The sequence below is a fragment of the Jiangella endophytica genome (assembly GCF_003427025.1).
Taxonomy (GTDB): domain Bacteria; phylum Actinomycetota; class Actinomycetes; order Jiangellales; family Jiangellaceae; genus Jiangella; species Jiangella endophytica.
In genome coordinates this window covers 1-11,979 of sequence record NZ_QVAI01000035.1, presented here as the reverse complement: position 1 = coordinate 11,979, position 11,979 = coordinate 1, and the positions used below count along the sequence as shown (strand labels likewise).

The 11,979-nt window shown below is 71.3% G+C and carries 13 protein-coding genes; 7 read left to right on the top strand and 6 right to left on the bottom strand.

What is annotated here, in order from left to right:
- Position 1: 1 nt before the first annotated feature.
- Positions 2–781, top strand: coding sequence for an IclR family transcriptional regulator (locus DZA62_RS34265; RefSeq protein ID WP_116953470.1), 780 nt, complete (start codon positions 2–4; stop codon positions 779–781).
- A gap of 13 nt (positions 782–794) precedes the next feature.
- Here DZA62_RS34265 and DZA62_RS34260 read toward each other — a convergent pair whose 3' ends face one another.
- From DZA62_RS34260 to DZA62_RS34235, 6 genes are all read right to left on the bottom strand, one after another.
- Positions 795–1,955: an enolase C-terminal domain-like protein gene (locus tag DZA62_RS34260; protein WP_116953469.1), complete on the bottom strand. Its 1,161-nt coding sequence runs from the start codon at positions 1,953–1,955 to the stop codon at positions 795–797.
- A gap of 28 nt (positions 1,956–1,983) precedes the next feature.
- Positions 1,984–3,297, bottom strand: a complete 1,314-nt coding sequence (locus DZA62_RS34255) for an ABC transporter substrate-binding protein (RefSeq protein ID WP_116953468.1) — start codon at positions 3,295–3,297, stop codon at positions 1,984–1,986.
- Between the two features lie 58 nt (positions 3,298–3,355).
- Entirely contained in the window at positions 3,356–4,237 is an 882-nt protein-coding gene (locus DZA62_RS34250; RefSeq protein ID WP_116953467.1) for a carbohydrate ABC transporter permease, read from the bottom strand.
- Between the two features lie 4 nt (positions 4,238–4,241).
- Complete coding sequence (locus DZA62_RS34245; RefSeq protein WP_232827679.1) at positions 4,242–5,162, bottom strand: carbohydrate ABC transporter permease; 921 nt, start codon at positions 5,160–5,162, stop codon at positions 4,242–4,244.
- Between the two features lie 99 nt (positions 5,163–5,261).
- Positions 5,262–6,077: an NAD-dependent epimerase/dehydratase family protein gene (locus DZA62_RS34240; protein ID WP_232827678.1), complete on the bottom strand. Its 816-nt coding sequence runs from the start codon at positions 6,075–6,077 to the stop codon at positions 5,262–5,264.
- Complete coding sequence (locus DZA62_RS34235; RefSeq protein ID WP_116953466.1) at positions 6,058–7,095, bottom strand: 2-hydroxyacid dehydrogenase; 1,038 nt, start codon at positions 7,093–7,095, stop codon at positions 6,058–6,060. Before DZA62_RS34235 ends, DZA62_RS34240 begins: the two co-directional genes overlap by 20 nt.
- A 174-nt stretch (positions 7,096–7,269) precedes the next feature.
- Between DZA62_RS34235 and DZA62_RS34230 the strand changes: the two genes are divergently transcribed.
- The 6 genes from DZA62_RS34230 to DZA62_RS34205 all read left to right on the top strand — a co-directional run bounded on the left by DZA62_RS34230 (position 7,270) and on the right by DZA62_RS34205 (position 11,945).
- The gene (locus DZA62_RS34230) at positions 7,270–8,457 is read left to right on the top strand and encodes an L-talarate/galactarate dehydratase (RefSeq protein ID WP_116953465.1); all 1,188 of its coding nucleotides are present in this window, start codon (positions 7,270–7,272) and stop codon (positions 8,455–8,457) included.
- The gene (locus DZA62_RS34225; RefSeq protein ID WP_116953464.1) at positions 8,454–9,173 is read left to right on the top strand and encodes a FadR/GntR family transcriptional regulator; all 720 of its coding nucleotides are present in this window, start codon (positions 8,454–8,456) and stop codon (positions 9,171–9,173) included. Before DZA62_RS34230 ends, DZA62_RS34225 begins: the two co-directional genes overlap by 4 nt.
- Before the next feature lie 91 nt (positions 9,174–9,264).
- Positions 9,265–9,978 (top strand): FadR/GntR family transcriptional regulator, encoded by a 714-nt coding sequence (locus tag DZA62_RS34220; protein ID WP_198664509.1) that lies wholly within the window; start codon positions 9,265–9,267, stop codon positions 9,976–9,978.
- Positions 9,979–10,291: 313 nt separating this feature from the next.
- On the top strand, positions 10,292–10,798 hold the full coding sequence (locus DZA62_RS34215; protein ID WP_198664508.1) for a nuclear transport factor 2 family protein: 507 nt from the start codon (positions 10,292–10,294) through the stop codon (positions 10,796–10,798).
- A gap of 34 nt (positions 10,799–10,832) precedes the next feature.
- The gene (locus DZA62_RS34210) at positions 10,833–11,117 is read left to right on the top strand and encodes a putative quinol monooxygenase (RefSeq protein WP_116953463.1); all 285 of its coding nucleotides are present in this window, start codon (positions 10,833–10,835) and stop codon (positions 11,115–11,117) included.
- 63 nt (positions 11,118–11,180) lie between these two features.
- A complete protein-coding gene (locus DZA62_RS34205; protein WP_157988097.1) occupies positions 11,181–11,945 on the top strand; it encodes a GNAT family N-acetyltransferase in 765 nt (254 codons plus the stop codon).
- Positions 11,946–11,979: the final 34 nt, after the last annotated feature.

Sequence of the window (11,979 nt, the reverse complement as noted above, 5' to 3'; positions counted from 1 at the left end):
CATGGACACAAGCAATGACTCGCCATCGGTCAAGTCCGCGCAACGGACGCTGCGCATCCTCGAGGTCCTCGGCGAGGAGGACCAGCCGCTCAGCCTGCCGGAGCTGCAGGAACGGACCGGGTACCCGCGCTCCAGCCTGCACGCGCTGGCCCGCACGCTGCGCGACGCCGGCTGGCTGCAGACCGACGCCGGCGGTTCGCGCTACCAGCTGGGCACCCGTGCGCTGCTGACCGGCACGGCGTACCTCGACAAGGACCCGGCCATCCCGCTGGCGCAGAAGGCGCTCGAAGACCTGCGTGAGGAGCTCGGGCACACCGTGCACTTCGGCCGCCGCGAACAGGCGTCGGTCATCTACCTGGCCAGCCGCGAGTCGATGGTCGCGGTCCGGCAGGTCTACCGCATCGGCCGGCTGGTGCCGGCGTCGCTGACGGGCCTGGGTCAGGCGTTGCTGGCCGACCTCACCGACGGCGAGGTCGCGGAGCTGCTGCCCGAGGTCCTGCCCACCCACACCGAGTTCTCCATCGCCCGCCGCGACGACCTGCTCACCGAGCTGAAGCAGGTGCGCGACCGCGGGTGGGCGCTGGAGCTCGACCAGGGCGTCGTCGGCCTGGGTTGTGTCGCCGCGGTGGTCCCCTACCGCATCCCCGGCACCGACGCGATCAGCTGCTCGGTGCCCTCCGACGAGCTGCGCGACGAGAGCCGGCGCGACGAGCTGGCCGCCGTCCTCGTCCGGCACACCCACGAGCTCGCCGCCCAGCTGCGCCGCGCCGGAATCCGCTGACCGGCGCCAGCGGTCAGTAGGCCGCCTTCCGGTGTGCCTCGATGTAGTCCAGATCGAGGTGCTCGCCGACACCGGGTTCCTCGCTGAGGGGCACCGTTCCGTCCGGGTCCAGCGGGTCGACGATGGCGCGCAGGTGAGGTGGCGGGGTCTCGTAGTCGACCAGGGGGTGCAGCATGCCGCGCTCGTACCAGCGCGACACGTTCGTGGCGGCGACGAGCGCCAGGCTGGCGGCACCGCTGCCGTGGATCTCGCAGTTCATCCCGAAGCTGTCCGCCGTGTGGAGCGCCTTCAGGCACGGTGTGATGCCCCCGCCGTTGAGCGGGCCGATCCGGCTGATGGCGGTGGCGCCGGCCGCGATCCAGTCGGCTCGCGCCTGGCTGCGGCCGGCCACGGTCTCGGGCCCGACGACGGGGATCCGCAGGTTGTCGCTGAGCCACCGGTAGGCGGCCATCGAGGTCTCGGCCATCGGTTCCTCCAACCAGAGGAAGCCGAGCTCCTCCAGCGCCCGGCCCAGGCTGAGCGCGTCGGTCCGGGAGTACCAGTGGTACGGGTCCAGCATCAGCTCGACCCGCGGGCCGACCGCGTCGCGCGCCGCCTGGCAGGCGGCGATGTCGCGACGCGGGTCCGGCTCCTCGCCGTACGCCGGATGCCAGGTGTGCAGCTTGATCGCTCGGTACCCGCGCTCGGCCAGGGCGACGGCGAAGTCCGCGAAGGCCCGCGGGTCGGTCAGGCCGCCGGGGACGTCGTCGCCACGCATCGTGCTGGCGTAGGCCGGCACCCGGGGCCGGGCGCCGCCGAGCAACCGCCATACGGGCTGGCCGAGGCGGCGGGCCTGCAGGTCCCACAGCGCCACGTCGATCCGGCAGATCGTCCGCTCCGGAAGGTGCGCCTGCTGCCCCCGCTGGCGCCGGTAGACGTCGGCGAGTATCGCCTCGCGGCCGAAGACGGGGCGCCCGACCAGCAGTGGCGCGATGTGGTCGCGCAGCTGGGCCGGCCGGAGGACCTCCGGCTGGCCGACCGCGTAACCCTCCTGACCGTCGGAGTCGCGCAGGACCAGCAGCGCCAGGTCGACGCCGCCCCGGTCCTGGCCGGGCACCGGCTGCGCGTGCACAGTGCCCCGTTCGGTGCTGAAGATCCGTACCTCGACCGACTCGATCACCGGTTGCCCGGCCATGGCTCCTCCTGACCTCGTGGCCGCCGGATCAGCGGCTGCGGAATCCTGCCTCGGCCTGCTCCAGCTTCTCCGCCAGTTGGCCGAGGAAGTCCGCGACCGCGACCTGCCCGGCCAGCACCTGCTGGAAGACCGGCTCCATGTCGCTGCGGATGATGGAGCTGTACTCGGGCAGGTACAGCGGCGGCGACACCACCGCCAGGTCGTCGGACGACTGCAGGTCCCGGGCCGCCGACAGCGCCTGGATCGAGCCGATCCACTCGTCGTCGCGGGCCTCGACATTCGTCGGCAGCTGCGACTTCATCTCGTTGACCCGGGAGTTCACCTCGGGTGAGAGCAGGTACTCCACCAGCTCCCACGCCTCGTCGGGGTGGTCGGTGCCCTCGTACACGACGTACTGCTGCAGCGGGTCGGAGAGCACGACGTTGCGTCCGGTGGCCGACGGCGGGAAGGTGGTGGCCGCGAACGCCCCGGGCAGCGCCTCCTCGTGGTTGGCGAGCGAGCCCAGGTTGTGCTGCACGATGGCGATGTCGCCGGCGTCGAACTGCCCCACCATCGGCGCGTAGCCGTTGTTCAGGTCGGCGGTGGGGGTGCTCACGTCGTACAGGTCGACGTAGCGCTGGACCGCCTCCACCATCGCCGGGTCGTCCACCGTGGCCTCGCCGTCGACGAAGAAGTCCTCGATGCCCGTGTAGGCGAAGGCGTACTGCAGCAACGGGAAGACGCTGCCCTCGCCCCCGCGGATGGTGAAGCCGTAGCGGCCCTGGCTCTTGTCGGTCAGCTGGGCCACGGTCTGGAAGAAGCCGTCCCAGGTCGGGATCGCGTCGATGCCGGCCTCGGCGAACCAGTCCGAGCGGTACCACAGGATCGACGACGTCCCGGTGAACGGCAGTGAGTGCAGCACGCCGTCCGGCGCGTCGCCGCGCACCGACTCGACCAGCTCCGGGTCGAGTTCGTCGCGCAGCGACGACTCGGCGAAGTAGTCCTCCAGGTCCAGCAGCGCGCCCTGGGAGACGAACGGTGACAGGAAGCTGCCGGAGATCGACGACACGTCCGGGGTGGAGTCGGACGAGATCGCGGTGTTGATCTTCTGCAGCGCGGAGTCCGACGGCAGGCTCAGGAACTCGACGGTGACGCCCTCGTGCTGTTCCTCGAACTCGGCGAGGATCTGCCGCAGCGTGTCGGACTCGTCGGCGTTCCCCGAGTGGTCCCAGTACGTCAGCCGGACCTCGCCCTCGGCGTCGGTGTCTCCACCGCCGGCGGACAGGCAGCCCGTCAGCAGGGCGCTCGCCGCGACGAGCGATCCCAGGACACCGGCTCGGCGCCCGGTTCGGGTCAGCGTCATTGCTTCCTCCTCGTGTGTGGATCTGGCCGCGGCGACAGCCGGGACCGGCCCGGGCCGGTCATCCCTTGACGGCGCCGCTGATGCCCTGGACCAGGAACTTCTGGATGAAACCGAAGATGACGACGACGGGGACGGCGGCCACCAGACCGCCGGCGGCCATGACGCCGTAGTTGATGGAGTCCTCGCCGACGGTGTAACTGAGCCCGACCGGGATGGTGAAGAGCTCCTGCGTCGACAGGAACATCAGCGCGAACAGGAACGAGTTCCAGGCGCCGATGAACGTGAACGAGCCGATCGCGACCAGAGCCGGGCGCAGCTGGGGCAGGATCACCGCCAGGAAGCCGCGCAGCCGGCTGCAGCCGTCGACCATGGCCGCTTCCTCCAGCTCGAACGGGATCTTCTGGATGAAGCTGCTCATCAGGATGACGGTGAGCGGGAGCTCGAACACCACGTTGGCGATGATCAGGCTCCACAGGTTGTTGACCAGGCCCAGGCTGTTGAAGATGGAGTACAGCGGGATCAGCAGCATGGCGCCGGGGATGAACTGGGTGCACAGCAGCGCGACCATCAGGGCCGGCCGGCCGGCGAACCGGTAGCGCGCGATCGCGTACCCACCGGCCACCGAGACCACCGTCGTCAGCGCCATCGAGATCAGCGCGACGATCACGCTGTTCCTGAAGTAGACGTCGTAGCCGACGGTGTTCCAGACGTACACGAAGTTGTCGAGCGTGAACGGGACGGGCAGCAGGGAGTTCGATCCGCGCGGCCGGAACGCGTAGAGGATCATCCAGTAGAACGGCACCAGCGTCAGCACCAGGAACACCACGAGTGGCAGCGTGATGCGCAGGTGATGGGTGCGGTCCCGTCCCGTGTGGCGACGGCGCGCGGGCGCCGGCGCGGCGGGCGCGCTGCCGGTGGCCTTGTCCAGGGTCATGGTCATGGCGTCAGTCCTTGCCGAGCCTGCTCAGGCGCAGGTAGAGGATCGAGAGGACGAGCAGGATCACGAAGGCCACCGTGGTCAGCGCCGAGCCGTAGCCGAAGTCGCTGGAGATTGTCGCCACCTGGGCGACGTAGAGCGGCAGGGTGGTCGTCGACGTCCCCGGACCGCCGTTCGTCAGGGTGTAGAGCAGGTCGACGTTGTTGAACTCCCACACCCCGCGCAGCAGCGTCGACAGGATGATCACGTTGCGCAGGTGCGGCAGCGTCACGTGCCAGAACCGCCGCCATCGGCTGGCTCCGTCGACGGACGCCGCCTCGTAGAGCTCGTGCGGGATGCTCTGCACCTCCGCGAGCAGCAGGATGGCGAAGAACGGGATGCCCCGCCACAGCTCGGCCAGCGCGGCCGCCCAGAACGCGGTGTCCACGTCGGCCAGCGGCGCGAAGCCGACCGACGAGACGCCGAACTTCTCGAGGACGGTGATGATGCCGGTGGAGGGGTTGTAGAGCAGCAGCCAGATGCTCGTGGTGAGGACGCCGGAGATCGCCCACGGCGAGAACACCAGCGCGCGGGCCGGTCCGCGGGCGCGGAAGCGCTCGTTCACGATGAGCGCCAGGACCAGCCCCACCACCAGCTGGCAGGTCACCTGGACCAGGACCCACCGGCCGGTGACACCGAGGCTCGGCCAGAACGTCGGGTCGTCGAAGAACATCCGCCGGTAGTTGTCCAGCCCGGCGAACCCGTCGTTCCACGGCATCACCACGTTCTTGTGGAAGAAGCTCGTGTACAGGACGTTGATGATCGGGTACGCCATGAAGACGCTGATCAGCACCACGATCGGCGAAAGCAGCAGCCATGGCGTCAGGCCCCGCCGGCGACGGCGGCGGGCCGCGCCGGGGCGCGCAGAGGTCGTCGCGAGCGCGTTCACCGCCGGTACCGCCGCTCGCCCTGGTCCGCGAATGGCTCCGTGACCATTCCGATCCTCCGTTCCGATGGGCTGTCCGTGGATGGTGCCGAGCCATGCGAGTCAGCGGCGCCACTCGCCGAGGGGAATCTCGCAGAAGAGGCCGCCCAGCCGGTCGTTGACGTCCGGCCGCAGCTGCGGGGTGAAGGCCGCCGAGTCGTCGATCGAGCGGTAGCCGAGGTGTTCGGCCTCCGTCAGCGACAGCCCGCGGGTCGCGTTGTCCGACACACCCCAGACCAGGTGGTAGCCGCCCGGACCGGTCAGCGCGGCCTCGATCAGCGCCGCGTTGTCGTCCGGCGAGAACCACATGGCCTGCCCGCGCGGATCCGGCGACGGCTCCTGCGCCGCCTGGGCGATGCGGATCGCGACGATGTCCATGCCGAACCGGTCGTGGTAGAGGCGGCCCAGCACCTCGGCGGCCGCCTTGCTCCAGGCGTAGTACGTGTCCGGCCGGGGCGTGACGGCGGCCGGCATCGGCGCCGCGCCGGCGCGGGGGCGCGGGTGGAACCCGGCGACGTGGTTGCTGGAGGCGAGCACGACCCGGGAGATGCCCTCCAGCCTGGCCGCCTCCAGCACGTTGTAGGTGCCGACGATGTTGACGGCGACGACCGCGTGGAACGGCGCCTCCTTGGGGATGCCGCCCAGGTGCACGACGGCCGACGCGCCCTTGACGGCCGAGCGGAGCGCGTCGACGTCCTCGACGCTGCCGACGACGGCCTCGGCCACGGCCGGGTCCCCGACCGGCGTCGGCTCCACGTCGAAGTAGCGCAGCGTCCGGCCGCTGCGTTCCAGGGCCGGCCGGATGAAGCCGCCGATCATCCCGGCCGCTCCGGTGACGAGCACCGGCCCGGCCGGTCGCTCAGCTCGCGGCGCGGACACGCGACCTCCACGGTTCGGCCTCGAGGACCTCGGGGTTGACGACGTGCTGGGGTCGCCGCCCCGCCGCGACGTCGATGATCGCTCCCACGACGCTGGTGGACACCGCGTCGACGAACGCGTCCGTCCAGCAGAGGCTGTGCGGCGACAGCACGACGTTGCCCATGCGCAGCAGCGGGTCGACCCGATCAGGTGGCTCGGGATCGAAGACGTCGAGGCCGGCGCCGGCGATGACGCCGTCGAGCAGCGCCTGCCGCAGCGCCACGGTGTCGACCACCTTGCCGCGGCCGACGTTGACCAGATAGGCGGTCGGCTTCATCGCGGCCAGCTGCTCCGCACCGATGAGGCCTTGGGTCTGCTCCGTCAGCGGCGCGCACACGACCACGTAGTCGGCGACGGCCAGCAGCTCGGGCAACGACAGCAGCGCCACGCCGAGCTCGTCGGCGCGGCGGCTCGTGCCGCTGCGGTTCGTGCCCACGACGTCCACGCCCAGCGCGACCAGCGTCGCGGCCAGCTCCGAGCCGATGCCGCCGAAGCCGACGATGCCGACCGTCCGGCCGTCCAGCCCGTGGCCGCGATGGTCACCCGCCAGGTCCCAGCGAGCCGTCCGCACCAGCCGGTCCTTGGGCAGCAGCTGGTGGGCGAGGGCGAGCAGCAGGGTCAGCGACGCCAACGCCATCGGGCGGCGCAACGCGTCGGGCGTGTTCGTCACCACGACACCGGCCCGCGTGCACGCCTCGATGTCGATGTTGTCGTAGCCGGAGCCGAACCTGGCGATGTGCCGCAGGTCGGAGGCCATGGCCACGGTGTCCTCGGTGAAGGCCGCGTGCGCCATGGCCACCACGCTGTGCACGCCCCGCAACTGCTCGCCCGGCACCGGCGAGACGTGCCGGTCGAGGACGTGCCAGGAGATCCCGGCGTCCGTGAGCCGCTCCAGCCGGAGATCACCGTACGTCGACCGGCCGTCCGGCCGGACCTCGTCCGCGGTGAGGGCTGTTCGGTAGGTGACGGCGAGAGCCATGCCGGAGCGCTCCTTGGGTGGATGCACACGTGGACGATGTCCATATTCTTGGACAGTGTCCAGACAGTAGGATACGGCGGGCAGGCCGTCAACCCCGGGAACTCGCTCGAGGACGAGTTGTCATATGACTCTCGGATTCATACTATCTCTGCACGCGAGCCCGAGGAGATGCGCATGTCCCAGCAGGAAGCTCCGCCGGAGCCCGCCGCAGGAGGCCGGGTCGCCGGCGACGCCGCGGTGAGCGGCATCCGCCTCACGTCGGTGACCCTGCCGCTGCCGGTCCCGGTGAGCGACGCCAAGGTGCTCACCGGGCGGCAGCGGCCGATGACCGAGGTCGTGTTCCTGTTCGCCGAGGTGGCCGCCGGCGACCAGCACGGCATCGGGTTCAGCTACTCCAAGCGCGCCGGTGGACGCGCCCAGTACGCCCACGCGGCGGAGGTCGCACAGACGGCGCTCGGGCAGGACGCCAGCGACATCGGCCGCATCCACACATCACTGCTCTGGGCCGGCGCCTCGGTGGGCCGCAGCGGCGCCGCGACCCAGGCGATCGCCGCCATCGACATCGCGCTGTGGGACCTGAAGGCCCGTCGCGCGGGACTGCCCCTGGCCAAGCTCCTCGGCGCCTACCGCGACTCGGTGCGTACGTACGACACCTCCGGCGGCTTCCTGCATGCCGACCTCGCCGCGATCACGGCGCGCGCCGACGAGTCGCTCGCCGCGGGCATCGGCGGCATCAAGATCAAGGTCGGGCATCCCGACAGCCGCGTCGACCTCGACCGGGTGGCCGCGGTGCGGGACCACCTGGGTGAGCACGTGCCGCTCATGGTCGACGCCAACCAGCAGTGGGACCGCGCCACGGCAGCGCGGATCGGCCGCGTCCTGGACCGCTACGGACTGGAGTGGATCGAGGAACCGCTCGACGCGTACGACGCGACCGGTCACGCCCGGCTGGCGCAGCGACTGGACACCCCCATCGCGACCGGCGAGATGCTGACCAGCGTCGCCGAACACTACGAGCTGATCCGGCACCAGGCGGCGGACATCATCCAGCCCGACGCGCCGAGGGTCGGTGGCATCACCCCGTTCCTGCAGCTGGCGACGCTGGCGGACCACAGCGGGGTCGACCTCGCCCCGCACTTCGCCATGGAGATCCACATCCATCTGGCGGCCGCGTATCCGCGCGAGACGTGGGTGGAGCACTTCGACTGGCTCAACCCGCTGTTCCAGCACCGCATGGAGACCCGCGACGGGCGCATGGTCGTCCCCACCCGGCCCGGTCTCGGCCTCGCCCCGACCGACCAGGCGCGCCGCTGGGTCACCGACACGATCGGGTTCGGCTCGATCGGGACGCCGTTGCGATGACCACCGCGCGTCCCATCGACCGGGCCACCGCCGGCAACCTCACGCAGGAGCTGGTGCGCATCGTCACCGAACAGATCCACCGCGGCGACCTGCGTCCCGGCGACCGCCTGCCCACCGAGGAGGCGATGGCCGCGACGTACGGCGTCAGCCGCACGGTCGTTCGGGAGGCGGTGTCGCGGCTGAACGCGGCCGGCCTGGTGCAGACCCAGCACGGGCGCGGCACCCATGTGCTGACCAGCGGCACGACGGTGCCGTTCGAGGTCGGCGCCGGCGAGATCCGCACGCTCGAGGACATGGTCGAGCTCCTGGACTTCCGGCTCGGCATCGAGGTCGAGGCCGCCGGCCTGGCCGCCGCGGTCCGCTCCGACGACGAACTGGCCCGCCTCCACACCGAGCTCGAGCAGTTCGAGTCCGCCTCCCAGCGCCCCGGCGACTCGGTGGAGGCCGACGTCGCGCTGCACCGGGCGGTGGCGCGCGCCTCCCACAACCGCTACGTCGCCCAGGTCCTCGACGCCCTCGGCCCGGTGATGATCGCGCTGCCGCAGGCCCGGCTGGAGATGAGCGGCGGGTCCGCCGGCGGCACGCACCTGGCCCGGGTGGCGATGGAACACCGCAACATCGTCGACGCCATCGAGCGCGGCAGCCCTGAGGACGCGCGCGCCGCGATGCGCGTCCACCTCTCCAACTCGCGCGGCCGGCTGCTTGCGTCCGGCTGAGCCCGGCCAGGCCGCCCAACCTCTTAGACATCCTACAGATCGGACACCGTAAGATCGTCCCTGACGGCGCAGCCAAGAGGGCGGACGTAACGTGAGCGACACAGAGCAGGGGCCGGCGTTCCGACGCCTGGAGCCGCCTCCCCCACTGCACAAGACCGTGCAGGAGGAGATCCGGCACTACATCATCAAGCAGGACCTGCGCCCCGGCGACCCGCTCAAGCCCGAGGCCGAGCTGGCCCGGCTGTTCGGGGTGAGCCGCAACTCCGTGCGCGAAGCGGTCAAGGCGCTGGAGTCCACGGGCGTCCTCGAGACGCGGCGCGGCAGCGGGGTCTACATCAAGGACTTCTCCTTCACTCCCCTGCTGGACAACCTCCCGTACGGCCTGATGCAGGGGCGCCGCGCGCTCAGCGAGCTGGTCGCACTGCGCAAGGTGCTCGAGGCCGGCCTGATCTCCGACGCCATGCAGGCGATCACGCCGGAGCGCATCACCGCGCTGCGCGACGTCCTGGCCGTCATGGGCGAACGCGCCGACCGCGGCGAGGACTTCGCCGACCAGGACCGCGAGTTCCACCGGCTGCTCTTCGCCGACCTGGGCAACGAGATGCTCCTGCAGCTGTTCGACCTGTTCTGGCAGGCCTACAACCGGGCCGCTCCGCCGGTCCACGGCCGCGATCCCCGGCAGATCCACGCCCTGCACGCCGAGATCATCGACGCCGTCCTCAGCGGCGACGCCGAGCGAGCCCGCGACGCCGTCCGCCAGCACTACGTCGGCATCGAGGAACGCGTGAGCGACAACGCGCCCTGAGCGCTGCTGGATGAGCGAGCCCGAGTGAGGTTCCGCACTCCGCTCCGCCGGCGGGGGCGACGGGCCGTCATGAGGCGTTCTGGTGCCTCACCAGGCATGCATGCCTGGCAGAGCGGGAGAACGCCTTGCGTCGTACGCGATCCCGAGCACACTGCCCCCACCCATGATCGGGACTCACGCGTCTAGGCGTCGCGGCGTGGGTCGCCGAGGACCAGTTCGGCGAGTTCGCGAGCCGCCGCGGCCGGGTGCGTGCCGGGCCGGGTGGCCCCACCGCGAGAGCGCCGTTGACGAGCACGACGAGCTGGTCGGCGGTGTGCGCCGGCCGCGGGTGGCCGAGCCGGCGCAGTTCCTCCTCGAGGAGGTCGTGCACGCGCTCGTTGTACCGGCGGGTGACCTCGTGCCCCGGATGGTCCGGGTCGGCCAGGGCGTGGCGGTACCGCTTCGGCGCCGCGCTGTCCGACTCGGTGCGCGGCGTGACTCTCCTGCGGGTGAGCGACGGCCTGATCGTCGAGGCCGTCTGCACGATCCTGAGCTGCTGACCGATCTGATCGCGGACGACTGCGTCATCGAGGGCTCCGGCCCCGCCCCGGACGGGGTGCGCCGCGAGGGCGGCCGGGCGTGCCTGGCCCGGTGGTCCGAGCTCGCCGGGAACCGTGCGCTGAGGTTCACGCCGGAACCGGCGGAGATCCACGGCGACCTCGCCGTCCAGCCGTGGCTCCTGCAGTGGGGCGACGGCGAGCAGGACAGCGTCCGCGGCGTGAACCTCATCCGGATCCGCGGTGGCCGGATCGTCGAGGCGCGCGGCTATGTGAAAGCGTGATGCGCGACTCCACCGATCGATCCCGAGGAGAGTCATGATCATCATCGCCGGCCATGAGCTCGTAGCGGCCGAACAGCGCGACGCCTTCGTCGCGACCTTCCGCGATCTCGTCACGCGCGCCCGCGACTTCGACGGATGCATCCACGTGGCCATCACCGCCGACTCCGTCGATCCCGAACGCGTCAACGTCATCGAGGTGTGGCGCGACGCCGACGCGATGAACACGTGGCGCAAGCAGGCCAGAGCCCCGAAGGCCGAAAAGCCCAAGCACATGGAGATCAAACGCTACGACGCGACCGACGGCGGCCCGCTCTTCTGAGCCGAGCGGCACCCGCCGCCTCCGACCTTGGCGCATCAGCCCGAGAGCGCTCATGCTGGAGCCGTGTCGTCGGATGTGAGCAGGGCGGAGCGGGCGCTTCATCGCCGAGCGGGGCTGGTCCACGAGGCGGCGATCGATGCAGGGCTGCCGGGTCGCTTCCGGGTGTGGGACCACGCGGGCCTGATGGCCGTGTCGGCCACCGATCCGCTGCTCGGCTTCCTGTCGACGGTGTCCGGGGTCACGCCGGAGACGGTGCCGGCGGCGATCGACCTCATGCACGCGCCGGACTGGAACGGCGCCGCGCCGACGCTGGTGGTCTCGGTGGAACTCGGCGAGGCGGCGGCGCTGTTGACGGCGGCGGGGTTGGCGCGAACCGGGGATCGCCTCCTGGCCGTCAGACGACTCGCTGCCCGCCCGGCGTCCACGGCGGGGGCGCGTCTCGACGTCGTCGATGCGGACGAGGAGGGCCCGTTCCTGCGGGTGCTGCTGGCTGGTTACGAGGTCGACGGGGCGGTCGCCGCGTTCATCCGGGCCGAGCACCGGCTCCCCGTGATGCGGCGCTTCCTGGCCCTGGCGGGAGCGACCCCGATCGCCGCCGCGGCCATGACGATCCACGGTGACGTCGCGGTGCTCGGCGGCGCCTCGACGCTGCCGGCGCACCGGGGCCGGGGCGCCCAGTCACTGCTGTTGCGGCACCGCCGCCGCCTCGCCGCCGACGCGGGCTGCACGCTGGCCGTGGCGACGGCCCGCCCCGAGTCGGTGAGCGCGGCCAATCTGAGCAGGGCGGGGTTCGGTCTGCACCGACGCTCGGCGTGGACAGCGAGCTGATCGGCCGGGCCGCGGGAAGACCTCAGTCGAGACA